The sequence below is a fragment of the Rhodoglobus sp. G.S.23 genome (assembly GCF_056675935.1).
On the sequence record NZ_CM155237.1, the window covers coordinates 764,952 to 784,659 of the forward strand.

Annotated in this window: 19 protein-coding genes; 10 read left to right on the forward strand and 9 right to left on the reverse strand. The window is 59.8% G+C overall.

Annotated elements, in window-relative coordinates:
* The first annotated feature begins 2 nt into the window (after positions 1–2).
* From AC1ENN_RS03655 to AC1ENN_RS03680, 6 genes are all read left to right on the forward strand, one after another.
* The gene (locus tag AC1ENN_RS03655) at positions 3–1,040 is read left to right on the forward strand and encodes a LacI family DNA-binding transcriptional regulator (RefSeq protein ID WP_480391836.1); all 1,038 of its coding nucleotides are present in this window, start codon (positions 3–5) and stop codon (positions 1,038–1,040) included.
* A gap of 265 nt (positions 1,041–1,305) precedes the next feature.
* A complete protein-coding gene (locus AC1ENN_RS03660) occupies positions 1,306–2,583 on the forward strand; it encodes an ABC transporter substrate-binding protein (protein WP_480406701.1) in 1,278 nt (425 codons plus the stop codon).
* Between the two features lie 135 nt (positions 2,584–2,718).
* Complete coding sequence (locus AC1ENN_RS03665) at positions 2,719–3,594, forward strand: carbohydrate ABC transporter permease (protein ID WP_480406702.1); 876 nt, start codon at positions 2,719–2,721, stop codon at positions 3,592–3,594.
* The gene (locus AC1ENN_RS03670; RefSeq protein ID WP_449624539.1) at positions 3,584–4,450 is read left to right on the forward strand and encodes a carbohydrate ABC transporter permease; all 867 of its coding nucleotides are present in this window, start codon (positions 3,584–3,586) and stop codon (positions 4,448–4,450) included. The genes AC1ENN_RS03665 and AC1ENN_RS03670 overlap by 11 nt, the downstream gene beginning before the upstream one ends.
* Positions 4,451–4,459: 9 nt before the next feature.
* Positions 4,460–5,557, forward strand: a complete 1,098-nt coding sequence (locus AC1ENN_RS03675) for a Gfo/Idh/MocA family protein (protein WP_480406703.1) — start codon at positions 4,460–4,462, stop codon at positions 5,555–5,557.
* 1 nt (position 5,558) lies between these two features.
* On the forward strand, positions 5,559–6,437 hold the full coding sequence (locus tag AC1ENN_RS03680; protein ID WP_480406704.1) for a DUF6807 family protein: 879 nt from the start codon (positions 5,559–5,561) through the stop codon (positions 6,435–6,437).
* 31 nt (positions 6,438–6,468) lie between these two features.
* Here AC1ENN_RS03680 and AC1ENN_RS03685 read toward each other — a convergent pair whose 3' ends face one another.
* From AC1ENN_RS03685 to AC1ENN_RS03725, 9 genes are all read right to left on the reverse strand, one after another.
* Complete coding sequence (locus AC1ENN_RS03685) at positions 6,469–7,845, reverse strand: FAD-dependent oxidoreductase (protein WP_480406705.1); 1,377 nt, start codon at positions 7,843–7,845, stop codon at positions 6,469–6,471.
* Between the two features lie 26 nt (positions 7,846–7,871).
* Positions 7,872–8,699: an enoyl-CoA hydratase/isomerase family protein gene (locus tag AC1ENN_RS03690; protein ID WP_480406706.1), complete on the reverse strand. Its 828-nt coding sequence runs from the start codon at positions 8,697–8,699 to the stop codon at positions 7,872–7,874.
* A complete protein-coding gene (locus AC1ENN_RS03695; RefSeq protein ID WP_480406707.1) occupies positions 8,696–9,865 on the reverse strand; it encodes a CaiB/BaiF CoA transferase family protein in 1,170 nt (389 codons plus the stop codon). Before AC1ENN_RS03695 ends, AC1ENN_RS03690 begins: the two co-directional genes overlap by 4 nt.
* 30 nt (positions 9,866–9,895) lie before the next feature.
* Positions 9,896–10,957: an NAD-dependent epimerase/dehydratase family protein gene (locus AC1ENN_RS03700; protein ID WP_480391844.1), complete on the reverse strand. Its 1,062-nt coding sequence runs from the start codon at positions 10,955–10,957 to the stop codon at positions 9,896–9,898.
* Entirely contained in the window at positions 10,950–12,059 is a 1,110-nt protein-coding gene (locus AC1ENN_RS03705; RefSeq protein WP_480391845.1) for a dihydrodipicolinate synthase family protein, read from the reverse strand. Before AC1ENN_RS03705 ends, AC1ENN_RS03700 begins: the two co-directional genes overlap by 8 nt.
* Before the next feature lie 127 nt (positions 12,060–12,186).
* Positions 12,187–12,879 carry a FadR/GntR family transcriptional regulator gene (locus AC1ENN_RS03710; RefSeq protein ID WP_480391846.1) on the reverse strand — a complete coding sequence of 231 codons (693 nt, stop codon included), beginning with the start codon at positions 12,877–12,879 and terminating at the stop codon, positions 12,187–12,189.
* The gene (locus AC1ENN_RS03715) at positions 12,872–14,320 is read right to left on the reverse strand and encodes an enolase-like domain-containing protein (RefSeq protein ID WP_480391847.1); all 1,449 of its coding nucleotides are present in this window, start codon (positions 14,318–14,320) and stop codon (positions 12,872–12,874) included. Before AC1ENN_RS03715 ends, AC1ENN_RS03710 begins: the two co-directional genes overlap by 8 nt.
* A 52-nt stretch (positions 14,321–14,372) precedes the next feature.
* A complete protein-coding gene (locus AC1ENN_RS03720) occupies positions 14,373–14,936 on the reverse strand; it encodes a thermonuclease family protein (protein ID WP_449648718.1) in 564 nt (187 codons plus the stop codon).
* A 21-nt stretch (positions 14,937–14,957) separates the two neighbouring features.
* Positions 14,958–15,758, reverse strand: a complete 801-nt coding sequence (locus AC1ENN_RS03725) for an SGNH/GDSL hydrolase family protein (RefSeq protein WP_480406708.1) — start codon at positions 15,756–15,758, stop codon at positions 14,958–14,960.
* A 90-nt stretch (positions 15,759–15,848) separates the two neighbouring features.
* Here AC1ENN_RS03725 and mazG point away from each other — a divergent pair, with 90 nt between their 5' ends.
* From mazG to AC1ENN_RS03745, 4 genes are all read left to right on the forward strand, one after another.
* On the forward strand, positions 15,849–16,514 hold the full coding sequence (mazG, locus tag AC1ENN_RS03730; protein ID WP_449648716.1) for a nucleoside triphosphate pyrophosphohydrolase: 666 nt from the start codon (positions 15,849–15,851) through the stop codon (positions 16,512–16,514).
* Between the two features lie 264 nt (positions 16,515–16,778).
* Entirely contained in the window at positions 16,779–17,378 is a 600-nt protein-coding gene (locus AC1ENN_RS03735) for a TetR/AcrR family transcriptional regulator (RefSeq protein WP_480391849.1), read from the forward strand.
* Positions 17,379–17,414: 36 nt separating this feature from the next.
* Entirely contained in the window at positions 17,415–18,707 is a 1,293-nt protein-coding gene (gene hisS, locus AC1ENN_RS03740) for a histidine--tRNA ligase (RefSeq protein ID WP_480391850.1), read from the forward strand.
* 40 nt (positions 18,708–18,747) lie between these two features.
* Positions 18,748–19,701: a CPBP family intramembrane glutamic endopeptidase gene (locus AC1ENN_RS03745; RefSeq protein WP_480392155.1), complete on the forward strand. Its 954-nt coding sequence runs from the start codon at positions 18,748–18,750 to the stop codon at positions 19,699–19,701.
* Positions 19,702–19,708 lie beyond the last annotated feature (7 nt).

Consider the following 19,708-nt stretch of genomic DNA (forward strand, 5'->3'; position numbering starts at 1 on the left):
TCGTGACGAGGCAATCAGGCAGCGAGACGAAACTTTCGGGAATGAAAGATGTTGCCGACCGGGCGGGCGTCGCCATGTCATCGGTCTCTCGAGTACTCTCTGACCACCCCGATGTTAGTGATCGGATGCGCGAGAAAGTGCTCGCGGCAGTGGAAGAATTGGGCTACGAGCCTGATGTCCTGGCGCAGAGCTTGCGCACGGGGGCGACCCGCACGATCGGCGTTGTCGTTGCGGATATCTCGAACCAACTCTTTGCTGAGATCTCGCACGGGGCCGAGACGGTGCTTCGGGCGCAGGGTTACTCAACTTTTGTCGCAAACTCGCTCAACGATCCTGAGATCGCGGTGAAGCAGCTTCGGATGCTCATCAAACGTCGTGTCGATGGATTGTTGGTTTCGGTCGGCGAGGAAGACGGCGGACCAATTGTTGACGCGATCGCTAACTCGGGATTGCCTACCGTGCTGATCGATCGGAATTTGGGGACGGCAGGCGCCTCGCGAGTGTTGAGTGATCACCGAGCGGGGATGAGCGAGGTGGTAGAAAAGCTCATTGGACTCGGTCACACGCGCATTGCCCTCATCAATGGTCTCGCTAACGTTTTGCCCGCCATGGAACGCGCTGCGGCTGCGCAGGAAGCGGCTGCAGCGTATCCCGGAGTGTCGATTGAGGTGCTCTCTGGGTCCTTTTCCGCACAGCACGGTGAAGAGGCTACTCGGGAGCTTGTGGCACGAGCTCAGCGCCCGACCGCGATAGTTGCGGGAAGCAATCAGATTCTCGTTGGTGTTTTTACCGCCATGCGCGAGGCGGGGCTGAGCGCGCCCACCGACCTCAGCTTGGTCACGTGTGACCCGGTTCCGCTTGCGGAGTTTATGACCCCGGCGCTTGACACTATTTGGCGCGATCGTCAGGAATTGGGAGCAGTGGCTGCGACGCTCATCTTGGAGAGCTTGCAGGGGGCAGATCCGCGGGAGGTAGTGCTCGCTACTGAATATCGCTCCGGGGGCTGTATTGGCCCTGTTCCGTTGGGTGAACAGAGCTAGGCAGACTGGTTTGTCTGCTCTTTGGGTGCCGAAGGCCGACGGGCTTGACAAGGGGGAGACCAATAATCATAGTTTCCGGAATCCTTTCCAGAATCGTTGACGGAATCGGTTCTAGGTGGTTAGGATCGCCACAGTGCAACGCGGCCGACCTGGTCGCTTCGTGCAGGGCCGGGTCACCGACGGCCCGTCGCCGGTAGAAGAATTGGTCAGTCCACAGATCAAGCAATCGGCTCAGCAATTCTCAACGAAGAGATGGGAACACACAGTGGTTAAGAACCGAATCCGGCGAGCAGCACTCGCCGCGGCTGCAGCTGTTGCGGTCAGTATTGCGATGGTCGGCTGTGCACCAGCAGCCGAATCCGAGCAGAGCGAAGTTGAACTTCGATTCTCCTGGTGGGGAACGGACTCACGTCACGAACTCACCAACGAAGCCCTCGACCTGTTCGAAGAAAAAAATCCCGGGATTACAGTAGTGCGTGACTTCGGCGGCTTCGATGGCTACATCGACAAGCTGCTCACTCAAGCTGCCGGCAACAACTCACCCGACGTCTTCCAGCTCTATGAAGAAGTGCTTCGCGAGTTCGCTTCGCGCGGCCAGCTCTATGACCTCAACGAAGCAACAAGCCAGGGCCTCAGCCTCGACGGGTGGGATCAGGGACTGCTCGACACGAGCACGATCGATGGGTCACTCTCTGCACTGCAGTTCGGACTAACCACCCAGGCGTTCATCTTCAACACCGAACTGTTCGATCAGGCAGGCGTCTCGATCCCCACAGAGGGGTGGAGCTGGGACGACCTCGCTACGGCAGCGAAGAAGGTTAGCGACGGAACCGATGCCGGTACCTTCGGCGTGACCGACTTGTCGACCGGGTACCAGGTCTTCGAAGTGTGGGCCAACCAAAACGGCGAGTCCTACCTAACAGATGACGGCCTCGGCTTCTCGGCTGACACCCTCGAAGACTTCTGGCAGTACTGGGCTGACCTGCGCGCATCAGGCGCTGCGACTCCTGGTTCGTTGACCTCCGAGTACCCAACGCCCTTCGACGCGATCATCGCGAGCAAGGCAGCATCCGGCTTCATCTTCGCCAACCAGATGGCAGCAGTGCAGTCGAGCATCGAGGCAGAAATTGCTATCGACCGGATGCCCGGAGAATCCCCTGAGGCCGGCTCCTACCTGCGCACCGCAATGAACATCGCGATCGGTGCCAAGACCGAGCACCCGAAGGAAGCCGCAATGCTCGTTGACTTCCTGCTCAATGACCCAGAGGCATACGCCATCCTGGGCATCGACCGCGGAGTTCCCGCCAACCCCGCAGTGGGCGACGCGGCAACAGCCAATGTTGACGACATCACCGCCAAGGGACTCACTGTCATCGATGGTGTTCGTGAAGATGGTGCAGCACCTCCCGTACCGCCGAAGCCCGGCGCCGGTAACGTGAATGCGCTCTTCGCAGAGCTCGCTCAAGAAGTTCAGTTCGACCGCATGAGCATCAAGGACGCTGTTGCCAGCTTCATCGAACGTGCCGAACAGGAACTGAGCTAACACACCATGACACTGCCTCAGACCTCTAACGACGTGTCAGCTCCGGCTGACACGCGCGGACGGTCCGAGTCGCGTCCGGGCCGGGGAGCTGCACAAGCTCCCCGGTCTCGGGGCACGCGCTCGTTGCGTCGCAGAATGATGCTCGACCGCGCAGCTCCGTACCTTTTCCTCGCCCCCTGGCTGATCGGCTTCGTCGTCATCACCTTCGGGCCCATGCTCGTGTCGCTGTACCTGTCGTTTACCGACTACAGCCTGCTGAGCCCGCCCGAGTGGGTCGGACTCGAAAACTACGAACGCATGTTTACAGCAGACCCGAAGTATCTCGAGTCCGTGCGCGTCACGGCAATTTATGTGTTCGTGTCTGTGCCTCTGCAGCTAGCGTTCGCACTCCTCGTTGCCATGGCGCTCAACCGCGGTATTAGAGGTTTGCCGATCTACCGCTCGATCTATTACATTCCGTCGCTGATCGGCGGCAGCGTTGCTATCGCGATCCTGTGGCGCCAAATGTTTGGTCAGTCCGGGCTCATCAACCAGGTGCTCGCGCTCGTCGGAATCGAGGGACAATCCTGGATCGGGCATCCGGATACCGCACTGGGAACGCTGATTGTCTTGAACGTGTGGACTTTCGGATCGCCCATGGTGATCTTCTTAGCTGCGCTTCGCCAGATTCCCGTTTACCTCTACGAGGCGGCGGCCGTCGATGGCGTCACTGCCTGGGGGCGCTTTCGCCACATCACGTTTCCGATGCTCACCCCGATCGTGCTCTTCAACATGATCTTGCAACTCATCGGTGCCATGCAGGCGTTCACTCCGGCCTATGTGGTTTCGGGCGGAACGGGTGGCCCAGCAAACTCGACGCTGTTCTACACCCTGTATTTGTACCAACGAGGGTTCACCGGCCTAGAAATGGGCTACGCCAGCGCGATGGCATGGGCACTACTGCTCGTCATCGCCGCGATCACCGGAATCAACTTCTGGCTTTCAAAGTATTGGGTGCACTATGACGACTAATATGACGGGAATTGTCGGCGCGAAGAAGAGCAAGACGCGCAAGGCATTCGCCCACTTTCTCATTATTGGGTTCGGCATGCTCATGCTGTATCCGGTGCTGTGGATGATCGGAAGCTCCTTCAAGGACACGGCTCAGATCTTCAGCGAAGTGTCGCTGATCCCCAACCCGGTAGTCACCGACAACTACGAACGTGGGTGGGAAGGCGCTGGGATTGGGTTCTCGACGTACTTCTTGAACTCCACGATCGTGGCGGCGCTCGCCGTTATCGGAAACCTCATTGCGTGCTCACTGGCCGCGTACGCGTTCGCGCGGTTGGACTTCCGACTGCGCCGAGTGCTCTTCGGGGCGATGCTTGCCACGATCATGTTGCCGTACCACGTGGTGATTGTGCCGCAATACATCTTGTTTGCGCAGCTCGACTGGGTGAATACCTTCCTGCCGCTCATCGCGCCGAAGTTCTTAGCGGTTGACTCGTTCTTCATCTTCCTGATGGTGCAGTTCATGCGCGGGCTGCCGATTGAACTAGACCAAGCGGCACGCGTGGATGGTGCTGGACCATTCCAGATCTACTGGAGAATCATCCTTCCGCTGACCATTCCCGCGCTAGCGACAACTGCGATCTTCACGTTCATCTGGACCTGGAATGACTTCTTTACTCCGATGATTTATCTGAGTGACCCGCGTCTCTATACGGTACCGCTTGGACTGAACTCGTTCCTCGACTCCACCGGTGAATCCTCGTGGGGGCCCATGTTCGCTATGGCTGTACTCTCACTCGGCCCACTATTCGGATTCTTCCTCGCAGGTCAGAAGTACCTGACGAGCGGTATCGCCACAACAGGTTTGAAGGGATAGCCCAGTTTTATGAAGAAAGCACGCATAGCGGTTGTTGGGGCAGGCGGCATTGGGGCCGCAGCCCATCTCCCCGCCATTACGGCCCTTGCCGAGCAAGCGGAACTCGTCGGCATCGTCGATCTGGATGAGGCACGACGCACAGAGGCCGGCGAGCGATTCGGAACAGACAAGCTCTACAGCGACCTCGCAGTGATGATGGAAGAACAGCATCCTGACATCGTCGTGCTGGCGACGCCGCCGCACACGCACGAACCTCTCGCCATTCAAGTGATGCGGGCCGGAGCGTGGGTATTCTGCGAAAAACCGATGACCGGGTCACTGGCATCGGTCGACCGCATCGCCGCGGTTGAAGCCGAGACAGGCCAAGCCTGCATCACGGTCTCGCAGTTCCGCTACTCGGGCGGCGCGCGTCAGGTGCGCGACAAACTTCGCAGCGGAGACTGGGGAACCGTACTCACTGGGTACGCCAACACATCCTGGTATCGGGGTCCCGAATATTGGGAGACGAGCTGGCGCGGCAAGTTCGCGACCGAATTCGCCGGCGCCACCACAACTCAAGCGCACCATGCGATTGACCTGCTGCTGTGGTTGATGGGTGACTGGTCAAGCGTTGCCGGATTCGCCGACACCCTCGATCGGCCCATTGAGGTCGAGGATGCCAGCACCGCCGTCGTGCGCTTCGCTGGTGGGGGAATGGCAACGCTGCTATCGCAAGTGCTCAGTCACCAACAGGAGACCCGCATCCAAGTTACGGCACAACAGGCGACCATCGATTTGGAGACGCTCTATATGCCGTTGATGGATGAGTGGACCGTTCGCCAAATCGATGACGAAGGTCAGTCCCAGGTCGTGAGTGACTGGGCTGAGCCCGAGGGCGAAAAGCAGGCGCACCGCGAACAGTTGGCCAACATTCTGGGACACTGGCGCGCAGGGGAGCGCCCCGAATTGCTCGTAGCAGAAGCCCGCGCAACGATCGAGTTTCTCACCGCTCTCTACAAGTCAGCTGCCACCGGAACCCTCGTTAAGCGCGGCGAGATTGTGGCGGGGGATCCGTTCTATGAAGCAATCGATGCTGGCGGTCCGGCGCGAGCGGAGGCCAAGAAATAGCATGCTTATTTCCGATCACAGCGACGGACTTGATGTCGTCGCAGACAACGCCACCATCGCCGAATACCGTCTCGGGGCGAACATTGACGCCGTCAATACGCCCAAGCCACATTTTCATCCGCTTCGCACTCTCAGCGGGGCACAAATCACTGACTTTGCACCCGAGGATCATCCCTGGCATCAAGGGTTGCAGTTTGCGTTTCCGCGCGCGGGAGACCACAACCTTTGGGGCGGAGGAACGTACTTCGGGCCCGATGAGGGCTACAAGATTGTCGCCGACCAGGGGCGCATCAGCCACGAACGGTGGCAACACCGCGACAACGTTGGCGCCCACGTTGGCTGGGTCGAACAACTCAACTGGGTGGGGCACGAAGAACAGCCGCTGCTGACCGAGCAGCGGACTATCGGCTTGTCGCACACAACAGAATCAGCGGTCGGCTGGATGCTCGACCACAACTCTCGACTCAGCAATGTCACCGACGCTGAACTAACCCTCGCCACTCCGGCACAGCGCGGCCGCCCCGATGGTGGCTATGGCGGTCTCTTCTTGAGGCTTGCTGAAGGGTTTACCCCGAGCGCCCTCTGGGGTGACTCCGGGGAGATCTCGGTGTCAGGCGCGCGCTCACGCACTCTCGTTGTGTCCGGAACTACCGGAGCGGGAGACACCGTTACTCTGGGGCTCGCGTTCACCGACAGGTCGCCGACGGGGGACCAAGCGTGGCTCTACCGTTTCGAGGACTTTCCGGCGATCGGCTGGGCCGGGGCCTACGAGAACGCCTTCACCGTGCCACCGGGAGGATCACTCGAGTTGAGTCACCGCCTCGCGATCTATGACGGCACGATTGATGCGGCTGCGGTGCGCGACGACCTCCTGAAGTAGCCGGCAGCGGCAGTAGGCAGCGGCAGCCGCTCTAGAGCGAGCTGCCGTTGGTGGCCATGATCTCGCGCACTTGCGAGCCAGCGATGTCGCGGTAGCCGCGTTCTGATTCGAGCGACAGTATCGTCGCCACAGCGGCAGCGTGACCCAGCTCAAAGCACTGTGCCGTGACCCGGGCAGAGGCAAGGGCTTCATGTTCAGCGCTGAGGCACCGGCCAGCGACGATGATGTTCTCGCCGACGGCGGGAACAAGCGTGTTGTACGGAATCTCGTAGTAGTCATCGAGCAACCAGTGCAGCTTCGGGCGGTTGCCGCTGTGGAGTTCAATAGGCCACGGCGATCGCACAATTCCGTGCTCACTCTTGCGGCATTCCAGCACGTGATCGTTGCTGAGCGTCTCGACACCAACGATGCTGCGGGTCTGACGGATTCCCGCTTCAACACCCGTGTCAACTACATACGCGTCGCGGCATCCGTCGACGGCAGACGCGAAGAACTCTGCGTAGGCCCGCACTTGCTTGCGCCCGAGCATTTCAGCGATCGTGAAATCTTCGGGATCGATGACGTTGAGCATCCGCCCATCGCTGTCGCTGAGCCGGGTGGCATTCACCAACAACTCGCCAGGACGTGTTGACCGGAACACCCAGATTTTCTCTCGCGGAAGGTCAGCGCCCTTCTCTCGGCGACTCACAATCGCCTCGGTGATGGCAGGCGGGGAGATAGTGTCGGCGCCCCACTGCGCCCAAAAAGCGTCGGTGTCAATTCCGCCAAGACGAAAGAACATGGTCGGGTTTTGGATGCGACCCTCGTCGCCAAAGAAGTACTTGCCTCCGCCGCGGGCAACTGCCGCAGCATCACCCGATGCATCGATGACCCGGCGGGCGTGAATAGCACTCATTCCCGCTTTGGAATGCACCACGATTCCGGTGTACTTGTCGGCATCCATAATGACGCCCGTGAGTTGGGTGTGGTACATCACCCGCACGCCAGCGTTGAAGAGCAGCGAGTCTGCGACTTCGCGCCAGACCAGCGGATCATGGGCAACGGTATACGTGAGTCCGTAGCGTTGTGGGGGTGTGACGCCTCCGCGCGCGGCTAGTGCCGCGCGAAACCGTTCGGTGAATCCGTGGACCACCTGCTCAGGCTCGCGCTCGGTCTCTGACGCCAAGTAGAGTCCACAGATCGTCGCGGATAGCCCGGCTACTGCAGACCCGCCAGCGAACCCGTAGCCTTCGACGATGAGCACGGAGAGTCCGGACTCTGCTGCGACTGTTGCGGCTGCCACCCCGGCGGGACCGGCACCGACGACGACCACGTCAACCTCGGCTAACACCGGAAAGTCATGATCAGGGCTGTGCACGTTCGAAATGCGCCAGTGGGAAAACTCGGTCTCGACGGGAATGCTTGCCATGGGGTGACCTCTCTATCGTGGGTGTCCTAGCGGCCAGAAAAGTGTGGTGCCCGTTTTTCGACAAATGCTGCGACTCCCTCAACGCCATCTGCTGTCGCGAAGAGCGTCAGGAGCTCCTGGGTTTCGGTCGGGGTGCCGATGCTCGAGGACGTCGCTGCATGGATCGATCGCTTGGCCGCGCGAACGCCGAGGGGAGCGCATTCAGTAATCTGCTGCGCCAGTTCGAGCGCTGCAGCATCCACTTCGCCAGCGGCGGCGATGTGATTGATGAGACCCCACGCGTACGCTATTTCGGCGCTGAGGGAGGCGCCGCTGAAGATGAGCTCTTTCGCTCGGCGGACGCCAATTGCTTCGGTAAGGCTGGCTGTGCCGCCCCATCCGGGTATGAGCCCGATGCGCGTTTCTGGCAGGCCAAGCGATGCGCGGTCGCTCGCCAGGATGAAGTCGGCGGCGAGTGCCAGTTCTAGTCCGCCACCGAGGGCCATTCCGTCGATGCTCGCGATTACCGGAACGGGGGTCGAGCGAACGAGGTTGACGAGCGTGAGTGCTCGGTTCGTGAACTCGTTGAGGGCTTCCGCTGAGGCGTGGTGGTATCCGCCGATGTCGGCTCCGGCACAGAATGCTCCAGGGCTTCCGGCGAGTACGACGACGCTGGCGCTGTCGGTTCCATCGGCGCCGCTGGCCAGGGCGGCGAAGATGTCAATGAGCGCCTCAATCATGGGGCGATTCAGGCTGTTTCTTTTTGTCGGCCGGTTGAGTCGAATGAGCAGGACTCGGTCGCGGCGTTCAAGCGAGATGAGTTCGTCGTCGCCCGCAGGCTCGAGGCCCGAGGTTGATGCCGCTGGGCCGCTCACAGAAATGCCTTGCTCTCAGTGAGTTTGTGGATCGCCTCAGCGGAGTAGCCGACTTCAGCGAGCACCTCTGAAGTGTGCCCCCCGAGCTCGGGTGGGGCCGTGCGAATTCCTGGTCGGTTGCCGCCATAGCTCACGGGATGGCGAAGCACGCGAATCTCACCAGCAGTCTCATGCTCAAAGGAGTCGAAGCTGTTGTTGTGATTCACCTGGGGGTCGGCGATCACCTGTTGGTAATTCTGCACGGGTGCTGACCAGATGCGGTGTTCGTCAAAGATCTCGAACCACTCAGCTGTGGTGCGGGTCAGGATGTAGCCGGCGATGCGGTTGTTGATGTCATCGCGATGGTCGAAGGAATTCTCTTCGCCGATGGCGGCAAACCATTCGTCGTCGAAGAGTGCGGTAAGCGCAGCCAAGCTCGTCAATGAGATGCACAGATGTCCATCGGATGCCGCAAACACCCCATAGGGAGCTTTGTAGTACGACGAAGAGACTCCCGCTGCCGATCGCGTGTCGTCCCATCCATTGAGTGCGTAGTTGAGGGGCTCAATTTGCAGGTCAAGCGCTGCATTGAGAAGGTTGCTTTCCACCCGCGTGCCTTCGCCCGAGCGTTCGCGCCCGTGGAGCGCTGCGAGGATTCCCATGGCTCCGAGAACAGCGGCGTGCTGATCGACTATGCACGCGCCGACGGGTGTTGGGTCGTGGTCTGCGCGACCGGTTGCGGCAGCAAGCCCCGACATCGCTTGAACCAGCACGTCTTGGCCTGGCCGATCCACGTAGGGGCCGTCAGATCCATAGCCCGACAGCGAACAGTAGATGAGTCGCGGGTTGATCTTTTTCAGCGTGTCATAGCCAAGGCCGAGTCGATCGAGGGCACCAGGACGAAAGCTTTCTATGAGCACGTCGCTGGATCGAACTAGTTCGAGAAGCGGCTCTAGCGCATCCGGGTTCTTCAGATCGACGGCAAGGCTTCGCACATTGCGATTCGCGAGTGTGAAGAACGGGCTGACGCCGTTGATCATTCGACCCGGGCCCGTCCACGAGCGCTCGAAAGCGCCCGATGGCGGCTCGACTTTGATCACGTCGGCACCGAGGTCTGCCAAAATTTGGCTCGCCGAGGGGCCTTGCAAGAAGTGGGTGAAGCTGAGAACGCGAATGCCGGAAAGCATGGTGTAGCCAATCGTGTTGACGGTCGAGGTTTAGAAGATGCCGTTGCGCACTTGGAACTTGCTCGGCTTGCCATAGGTTTCGCCACCGTTGCGCACCCAATGGGCAACCCACCGCACCATGACGTTGACGGGAATGATGGGGTTGCCGAGTTCTTGAGCGGCGCGGTCGCAGTTCACCGTGAGGCTGGATTCACTCTCGGCGCCCACAAGGATTGGCTCTATACCGAATTCGCGACCGAAGGCCTCAGCGAGATAGCGAACGCTCACTGTCTCGGGCCCTCCGATGTTGATCGGTGTCGCCGGTGTCTCGCAGCGAGTGAGGAGACGCGCGAAGTGGTTGATCGCATCTCCCTGCCACATAACATTCACGTTGCCGGTGTCGAGCGGGATGGGAACTTCGTTGAAAACCCAATCCGCTATTTCTTGAAAAACTCCGTATCGCATGTCGATGGCGTAGACAAAGCGCACCAACCGCCCCGGTGTTTCATTGATCTCGGAGAAGTATTGGAACATCCGTTCGCGGCCAACTACTGAGTTGGCGTATTCACCGGGACGGGCTAGCGGCAGGCTCTCTTCGGTCACACCGCCTCGGCGCGAATCGCTCCAGGGATACACGTGGATGGTCGAGAGTGCCACGATTCGCGAGTCGCGGTAATGCTGCGCCACTAGCGAGGGAACGTAGGTGTTCATCGCCCACAGGAATCCTTCCCGACCCCGGAAATCGAACTTGAGGCCGGCCATGTAAATAACGTTCGCGGCCTGCGGAAGGGCAGCGACAGCATCCGGATCGAGCAGATCGCACACGATGGTTTCGACATCGAAACTATTGAGGTGTGCTTGCGATCCTTCATCGCTGAAGCGGGCAACGCCGATCACGCGTTTCTGGGGTGCTGCTCGTTTGATGAGGCGGGCGAGAGTTACTCCCATTTTTCCGGCGACTCCGAGGATGATGATGTCGCCGTCGAGAGTGGCAAGTTCGTCGATCGTGGCCTGGGTCGGCAGCGACATGAACTCCTCGAGGTGGGCGGCATCTTCAAAGTGGTCGGGCAAGGGAGTGTGATCAAGAGTGGACGCGGCGGTGCGTTCAGACATAGTGGGGTCCTCGGTTGATGGGTGCGGAGTGGGTAGCGGAGTGCTCGTTCAGCCAGCGGCTGAGGTTGGAGCGCACAAAGTCGTCGTCGTTCATTTGCGGATGCTCTGAATACACTCGGTCGATTTCCTCGAGCTGACCGGGTGACAGAGTTTCGTTCTCGTCGAGGCACCAGACGCCCTCAAATAGTCCTTGGCGGCGAAGTACTTCGTGACAGCCGGGGATGCAGCCAGCGAAGTCGTTAGCGGCGTCGTAGATTGCGCTGTTGCAGTCGGTGACGACAGAGTCGAGCGCAAGAAGTTCGTTGGTGGCGCCCGTGCTTGGGGCGGTGATCTCGGTGAACTGCTCCACGGCGGCGCGGGTCCACACGCTCCAGTGGCCCAACAACCCTCCGCGAATTCTTACTGTGATGGTGTCATTGCCCCGCGGAATCGCAAATGGTTGAAGCAGATCGAGCACGATGTGATCGTCGTTGCCGGTGTAGAGGGCAACTCGGTTTTCTGCGTGCGCAGCAACGACGGCGCGCACGATGTCGAGGGTGCGATAGCGATTGAACGGCGCCATCTTGATCGCGATGACGTTCTCGATTTCGGCAAACTGCCGCCAGAAGTTAAACGAGAGATGAAATCCGCCGACTTCTGGCAGGAGAGCGAACCCGATGAGCGGGATCTCGGTGGCTATCGTGCGACAGTGTTCGAGGAGTTGGTCTTCGCCCCACGATTTGAGGGCCGCCAAGTTGAGGAGCCCCGCGTGGTAGCCGAGCTCAACGGCCGTTCGGGCTTCATCTCGGGCCTGCTCGGTGTCTCCGATGAGTCCGGCGACGAGCGCGATGGGGCGAGAAGTCCACGTTCGGGATTCTTCTGCGGCGAGCTCGAGCACGCGGGAATATAGGCCGCGCTCGCGGATGCCGAATTGGGTGGTGTGCACGCCGACGGCGAGGCCGCCGACTCCGGAATCGAGGTAGTAGCGGGTGAGAGCGCGCTGTCGCGTTTCGTCGAGGGTGCGTTGTGCGGTGAGGGCAAGCAGGTGGGCGGGGATCACTGTCCCCGCGTGGAGCACCGCATAGGCGGGGTTTTCAGAATCGATTCCAGACGAGGACGCCATCGTCACCTTCCCTTTGTCGATCACGATCCAACCACACTAGTAGCGGTTCCACAATCGTTTCCAGAAACGAATGCAGAATTGGTCCACCGGGACTCAACTCGCGCTCGAAGCGCTTACTGCCTCAGCGCTAGAGCGCGTTGCGGTCTACGTGAGCAGCCATGCGCACGCGAGCCAGCGCAGTGTCGCCAGCCTCAAGAGCATCCAAGATTTCTCGGTGTTCGACCAGAAGCGCAGAGCGGTCGCCGGGGGCTCGCCCACAACTCGCCCACGTTTCGATCCACAACTCATGCGTCGTGCGCTGAAACTCAATAAGCAGCCGATTCTGGGTCAAACGCGCAAGCAGAGCCTCAAAACGCACATCGAGGCTGCCTGAAGGCGCGGCGTCAGTGATCTCAGATTCGACCTCGGCGAGATGGCTGCGAACCGCGCTGTAATCTCGTGGTTCGCTGCCGGCCAACAGTACGACGCGATCCTCAAGAGCGGCACGCACATCGACGAGTTGATTGAGCGATGCTTCTCCTGACGGAGTGACGCGGCGAAGGTAATCCGTCATCGGATTGGACAGGGGCTCGCGCACGAAGCTGCCAGAGTTTCGCCGGATCTCGATTCGCCCCATGCTCTCAAGCGAGCGCAGTGCCTCGCGGAGCGAGACGCGGCTCACCGAAAACTCCTCAGAAAGAGCACGCTCCGACGGCAACCGGTCGCCGGATTCCAGCGTCTCTAGGTGGGTGACGAGTCGTTGCAGAACGCTGTTATAGACCTGCCCATTCGCAATGGGCAGAACAGTAAAGCTGGCACGATCGCCCGGAGTTTTAGGCACCAGCAATCCTTCGCGCGGTCTCAACGGTGAGCGGCTCAAGGGTGCTCACATCTAGGTTGAGCGCCAAGCCAAAGGGCGCGGCCAGAATGGTGTCGAGCTGCACTTCGCCGTTAGTGATGGTGAGCCTGGCCGGCCCGTCGCCAGTGCGCGCGAAGGAGTCGGGGTGGGCAGAGGTGAGTTCGCGGTCGATGCTCGCAGTCAGGGGCGCTGCCTTTCCCCAGTAGTGATGACCGTTGCGCTCGATATGGGTGAGCCCGATCGTGGCAGCGACGGCAAGATCTTGATTGAGGGTGAGTGGAGCCACTGTCGAGAGGTCCTCGGCGGTAAGGATCGTTGACGGCCGGCCTGAGGCATCCAGTCGGGCGCGAGAGTTCACTAACGCAGCGTTGGCAAGACCACGGATGACGCCTTTGCAGCCCTTGTAGGTGCCGCCAGCGTAACCAAGGTCCATCGCGCGTCGAACGGTGTCGAGCGCGTCGTCCGACTCGTCAATGATGACAAGAAAGCGCGTGCCGACATGCTGAAGGTCAGCTCGGCTCGACTCGTCGAGAGCATGCGAACGGTGGATTGGTTGCTCGATGGCAATGAGCTTTGCGCTCAGCAGGCTATCCACTTCGGCATCAGCGGTGAGGGCGTCGAGCCAGGCCCGCAACTCGGATGCCGTGCGCATTGATTCGTTGCCATCAATTGTCCATTGCGCGTCAATATCGAGTTCGGCGCAGAGCGCGGCGATTCGCTTGAGGCGAGGAATATCGTTGCTGGCGTTGCCGGCCGTCTTGATCTTCAGGTACTTTGCCCCGTGATGTTTGAGCACGGCGACCAGGCTGACGGGCAACCCGTCGGCAGGATCATCCTGAACTTCATCATCGCTGAGAGGATCCGAGAGCCCAACGGTGTGACGAATTGCCATCGTTGCTGCGGGTTCGGCGGGCACGAACTCTGCCAGAGTACGCCCGGCTAGCTCGGGGTGAATGCGGCCGATCTCGATTCCGAACGTCTCGGTGTGGATCGCGCGGGAAAACGGCAAATCAAGCAGGCGGCAGGTTGCATCGATAAGGGCCCGCTCAATCAGGCTTGTGCCGAGACCGGCGACGAGCCCCGGCACGTCGTGCTCGGCGGCCCAGGTCGTGTGGCGTTGGTGGAGCGACCACCACAGCTCGAACAATGTTTCGGCTTCGGTGCCTCGAGCGAGTGCCGCAGCGCTCTCGATGGCGACGACGAGGTCGTCAACGTCATCAACGAAGAGCGAGTCGGGGTCTTTGGTGAACCACTTCGGAGGGAGGTGTTCTGAGGCGAGGCCGCGAGCGGTCTGCGAATCGGAGCGGATGATCACCTCGACAACCACGTGCGGGGCTGCGGTCATCTCGGCGATTCCATAGCGAAAGGGAATCCGCGTTTTGATGGCCGTAACGTGCAAGTTGATTGCTTCGATGCAAATCACAAGTAGTCTCCCAGTGGTGAGTGGTCAGACCAATCTAGTGGGAAATCGACCGCTAGCAACGACCCCACATGCCGAGTCCCGCCGAGCGCGCATCGTCTTCGGCAGCGCGAAGCTCGGGCCAATAGCGGTCATTGAGCCCCACCTTGAGTGCTTGGGCGGCCCCCAATTCGATCATGGCAAGATTCACGAAGGTTCCATCGTCGAGATAGACGTAGAGCAGCGAGCGCCCGTAACGATCTTCCGGTTCGCGATCTTCTGACGCCCACACGGGAGTGCCTTCGGGAAGAAAGTCTCTGAGCAGCTCCCTGGCCTCTTCGCCGTAGCATTCTCCCGCGTCAGGGTTTTGCTTGCTGTCAAGCTCTGGGGTGTCAATTCCGATCAGTCGCACCTTGAGTTCGGTGCTTCCATCATCGAGGTAAAGCGTGTCACCATCGTGCACATAGTTGACGGTCGCCGCGAAAGCGTTGGAAGGAATCGCTGGGGCAGAACTTGTAGAGACCGGTGCGGGCGTAACGGTCGTTGAGGAAACAGTGCACCCCGAGATTGCCAGGATGACGGTGAAGGCCGCTGCGGTCGTGAAGCCGAGCTTGTTGAGAAGTTTGCGCGTGACTAACACTCGACGATTCTCGCATGAGACCTAGGAGCGCGCCGTGCCCGGCTTCAACGCCCGTGACGTCACTGCACCGAGTTGCTTTCCCCAATGGTTGTGAACGGTGCGCCAATTGAACGCATCTTCGATGAACACTCCGGGTGCCGAGAGACTGGGAAAAGGAGAGTAGATCAATGTGGTCTGTGAAGATGCCACAGCGACCGAGGCGCGGTTGAGTCGCTGGACCTGCAGCGAGAGGATGCGCTGAACGAAGATGGGCATAGCGCGAAAACGGTGCATAGGGGGGATTGCGGCGACGATCACCGGGCAGTCAGGGTTCGTGCTGTTACGTACAGCCTCAGTGATCTGTTTCAGACTGCGAGACCACTCGGCGCTGGTAGTTCCCAACAAAACATCGGGTGGACCAACAACGACGATCACGGCATCGACGTCCAGAGCCTCAGACTCGAGCGCTCGGGCTGCGCGAGTCATCGTTAGCTCGGTGTCCGAGATCGTCGTCCACGAGCATCCGATGCCGTGGTCTCGTGCAACATAGCGAGCCGTTTGTGAGGCAAGCCCGAGACCATGATTCCGCAGGTTGTAACTAGAAACAGCGATATCGCCGATAAAGAGCAACCGAACCGGATCAGGACCAGCGACCTCGCCAGCAGCCGGGCCATCGGGAAAGAGGGCGTTGGCGATTTCTATCCGGTAGCCCAGCAGATTCACTTTGAGCAGAGGTCGGAAAAGGCGAATGACTGCGCCGGTCAATCGGCCAGCCGCTGATCGCTGAGGGGTGGCAGCGGTAGCGGGGAGAGATCGCTTGTTCGCTTTAACCACGGAATCCATAGTGCGGCCGCATGCAGGTCGCCGAAGACAGGACATGCCCACAAGCAGTACGTGATCTTCGCTTATTTTCTAGAGTGCGAAGATGGGTGCATGACCGAGCCTGCGACCACGCACCCTGAACTCGAAAAACTGATCGGCACCATGGAAAGGCTTCGGGCGCCGGGCGGTTGTGCCTGGGATCGCGAGCAAACCCACGAGTCGCTCGTTCAATATCTGGTTGAAGAGACCTACGAACTTGTTGAAGCCATTGAGGCTGGCGAGCCGACTGACATGGTGGAAGAGCTCGGGGATGTGCTCTATCAGGTTCTCTTCCATTCGGATATTGCTGCCGAAGAAGGGCGTTTCACGCTCGAAGATGTTGCCGCGAACATGACCGCCAAAATGGTTGGTCGTCATCCGCACGTTTTCGGCGACACAACCGCAGAAACTGCCGACGACGTCATTGCTGTGTGGGATGACCTCAAGAAGACTGAAAAACCGCACCGCACGAGCGCGGTCGATGGCATCCCGATGGCAATGCCAGCGCTGGCTCTCGCAGACAAGATGCTGGGTCGCGCGCACAAAGTTGGACTACTGGATGCCACGGTTCCTGGCGCGATCAACGTCACAGAAGAAGACGAACTTGGTCCGCTATTGCTGGCGATTGTTGCGTCCGCCAAAGCCAACGGTCTCGATTCAGAGCGAGCGTTGCGCACGGCAGTGCGTGGTTTGAGTAACGAGATTCAGGCGCACGAGCTGGAGTCAAACGAAGATTAAAAGGGTGGTGCCCTCCCTAACCCGAATAGAGAGGGCACCGGCGCAATGCCAATAGATGAGACATGTGATCGCACGTCGATCATCTAATTGAAGGCATCGCGCGCTAGCGGATCGGTGGGATTACCCGGCCTACCGATCCAGCGTTGGAGAAGCCCCTGGTGAGGGGTATTCAAGTAGTTGTGGTGTCACTAACAGTCAGGTGGCACAAGGAGAAATCATAACCGTTGCCGACTTGATAAGCAAACAACCGTTATGTTAATAACCATGGCTCGCACACCCGACCCGACTCGCAAGCCAGCGTTGATCCAACAGGCACTCTATTTTCTTGTTGATAAGCCGCTGTCTAGTCTCACTTTTCGTTCTCTAGCGAAAGCTCTCGACGTGAGCACTTTCACGCTCGTTTACCATTTCGGCACTCGAACTGAACTGATTCGTGAGATCGTTCGCGCTAATGCCCGCGGGGTCACCCCCGAAGAAGCATCTGCTCTGCCCGCAAGCACGCTAGAAGAGTACTTTTCTAGCCTGTATCTTTCTTGGCAGTGGACCCAATTGCCAGAAAATTTGCATCGCCAACGTCTCGAATTCGAAGCAGGGCTGTTCGAAGCCGTCGATCGCGACGATTTTTCCATCACACGCAACTACTTCATGCAGTGGGTTGAACTCGGCACCAGGGCGCTGGTGGCGCTCGGCGTTGACCGCCAGCACGCCGAAATCGAGTCGCGGTTGCTCATCAACACCTTCCACGGGGTGCAATTCGATCTCGTGCTCAATGAGGACATTGATGCATCCGCCGCCGTCTTTGAGACTGCGGTGCGCCACCATCGGCAAAGAGTTGAAGCGCTAATCGGCGAAGTCGCGCGCTAGCCACGAAACCTCGCCGCGTGCGAGAGAATAGAAATCATGGCGTCAACTGTTAATCCTCCTCGCGGCATGCGCGACTTCCTTCCCGCAGATAAAGCTCGCCGTGAGCGGGTACTCGGTGTGATTCGTGGCAGCTACCGAGCCCACGGTTTCGACGAGATCGAAACTCCCGTGATGGAAGACAGTTCACGGCTCCACGCCGGTTTGGGCGGAGACAACGAGAAGCTCGCCTTCGCCGTCATGAAGCGGGGGCTCACAGCAGACAAGCTGCAGGCGGCATCCGAAGCGCTCGATCTTGCCGATTTGGGGTTGCGCTTCGACCTCACCGTGCCGCTCGCCCGGTTTTATGCCAGCCACCGTGCCGAACTGCCGAAGGTGTTCCGCGCAATTCAGATCGCGCCGGTCTGGCGAGCGGAGCGGCCACAGAAGGGCCGCTACCGCCAGTTCGTGCAGTGCGACATCGACATCATGGGCGAGCCTGGCGCGAGTGCAGAGATCGAGCTGATCACTGCCACGGCGGCAACGCTCGATGCCCTCGGCATTGCCGGGTGCACGATCCGAGTCAACGACCGCCGCCTTCTCACGAGTGCGCTCAGCGTGCTCGGATTTCCGGCCAAGGAGCACGAAGCTGTGCTCATCACTGTCGACAAGCTCGACAAGTTAGGGCCGGATGGAGTGGTCGCCGAGTTGCGTGAGCGTGCGTTCCCTGACGCCCCTGTCGCCGCGCTCGCCGAATTCTTGCAGCGCCCGCAGTCGGAATCGAAGCCTGAGTTCACGGCGGACGCCATCCGGGCGGCACTTCCCGCCGGCGTGAATGAAACAGTGATCGCCGAGCTCGCAACAATCGGCCACGCGGTAGAGGCTGGCCGTGGTGATTCTGGCGCGCTCATTGAGTTCGATCCGTGGTTGGTTCGAGGAATGGGCTATTACACGGGAGCGATCTTCGAGGTGGCTCACCCGTCACTCGGATACTCGCTGGGGGGCGGAGGTCGCTACGACGGAATGATCGGTCGTTTCTTGGGCAGCGACGTGCCCGCTGTCGGTTTCTCGCTCGGTTTCGAGCGCCTTGTCGATCTTGTTGAGTTGGATGATGCGGCTAGCGATGACCAGATTGCTCTCGTCTATGACACCGATGTTGATCCGGCTACGCTCGTTCGTTTGCAGGCCGAATTGATTCGTGAGGGTAAGCGCGTGCGACTCGAGGTCCGCCCTCGAAAACTGCCGCAATTGCTTGAACAGTTGCGCGAAGCCGGCTTCACCAGTTTCGCTGCCGTCCGCGCGGATTCTGGAACGGTTGCTAGCCTTGAATTCAAGCCGCTCGTCGCGCAGTAGCTAGCAGGCAACGGCACTTCGACGTCGAGGGGAAGCTGTGATGCGCAAGATCGCTCCGATTGCCATTTTCTTAGGGCTGAGTTTCGGGCTGTCGTGGATTATTGCTCTGCCACTGTGGTTCGGCGATGGCCTCGAGAGTCCAATCTTTATTGTCTTTGCGTTGGCGATAATGTTCACGCCAGCTATCGCTGCTCTTGTCGTTGTTTTCTTCGTCGAAAAACACCCCGACGGTCGCTCGCGACGCCGTGCGCTCGGGTTGGGCTCGGTTCGACCGGTCGGGCGCTTTCTGAAGTATTTGGCAGTGGCACTGGTTGTTCCTCCGGCGCTGATCCTCGCAGCGCTGCTCGTCGGTGTGGTCTTCGGCGTCTACCCGGCAGACTTCGTCAACTTCTCGGGCTTCCAAGAGACAGTGGATGCCCAACTCGAGGCTCTCGGGCAAGATCCGCTTCCCGTGCCGATTGCTCTCCTTGTCGCAGCACAGTTCATCAATGTGCTCATTGGTTCGGTAATCAACGTGATTCCGGCGCTCGGCGAGGAGCTGGGATGGCGCGGCTGGTTATTGCCCAAACTGCTGACATTGGGCGCTGTGCCCGCGATTCTGATTTCGGGTGTTATTTGGGGCTTATGGCACGCACCCCTCATCCTGCTCGGCTACAACTACGGCGACGCGCCTGGGTGGCTCGCGCTCAGCGCGATGGTTGGCATGACAATCGTGATCGGTGCGGTGTTCTCGTGGCTGCGCATCCGCTCAGAGTCTGTGTGGCCAGCAGCTCTCGCGCATGGCGCCTTTAACGCGGCGGCAGGGTTCTCGTTGGTGTTTGTCATGGCTGGCGAGGTATTTAGCCCGCTCGAGGCAACAATTTTGGGTTGGACTGGATGGCTCGTTCCTCTGGTCCTTGTCATCGTTTTGTTGGCGACAGGACAGTTTCGCGCTCCAGCACCGCGAGACTCAGAGTTACCTGCTGAGTCGGCATCGATCGCTGGCTCGGAGTAGGCTTTCC

Coding starts and splice junctions, on each gene's coding strand:
- AC1ENN_RS03665 (WP_480406702.1), top strand. CDS start 2,719: ATGATGCTCGACCGCGCAGCTCCGTACCTTTTCCTCGCCCCCTGGCTG.
- AC1ENN_RS03670 (WP_449624539.1), top strand. CDS start 3,584: ATGACGACTAATATGACGGGAATTGTCGGCGCGAAGAAGAGCAAGACG.
- AC1ENN_RS03675 (WP_480406703.1), top strand. CDS start 4,460: ATGAAGAAAGCACGCATAGCGGTTGTTGGGGCAGGCGGCATTGGGGCC.
- AC1ENN_RS03680 (WP_480406704.1), top strand. CDS start 5,559: ATGCTTATTTCCGATCACAGCGACGGACTTGATGTCGTCGCAGACAAC.
- AC1ENN_RS03685 (WP_480406705.1), bottom strand. CDS start 7,845: ATGGCAAGCATTCCCGTCGAGACCGAGTTTTCCCACTGGCGCATTTCG.
- AC1ENN_RS03695 (WP_480406707.1), bottom strand. CDS start 9,865: ATGCTTTCCGGCATTCGCGTTCTCAGCTTCACCCACTTCTTGCAAGGC.
- AC1ENN_RS03700 (WP_480391844.1), bottom strand. CDS start 10,957: ATGTCTGAACGCACCGCCGCGTCCACTCTTGATCACACTCCCTTGCCC.
- AC1ENN_RS03705 (WP_480391845.1), bottom strand. CDS start 12,059: ATGGCGTCCTCGTCTGGAATCGATTCTGAAAACCCCGCCTATGCGGTG.
- AC1ENN_RS03725 (WP_480406708.1), bottom strand. CDS start 15,758: ATGGATTCCGTGGTTAAAGCGAACAAGCGATCTCTCCCCGCTACCGCT.
- mazG (WP_449648716.1), top strand. CDS start 15,849: ATGACCGAGCCTGCGACCACGCACCCTGAACTCGAAAAACTGATCGGC.
- AC1ENN_RS03735 (WP_480391849.1), top strand. CDS start 16,779: ATGGCTCGCACACCCGACCCGACTCGCAAGCCAGCGTTGATCCAACAG.
- hisS (WP_480391850.1), top strand. CDS start 17,415: ATGGCGTCAACTGTTAATCCTCCTCGCGGCATGCGCGACTTCCTTCCC.
- AC1ENN_RS03745 (WP_480392155.1), top strand. CDS start 18,748: ATGCGCAAGATCGCTCCGATTGCCATTTTCTTAGGGCTGAGTTTCGGG.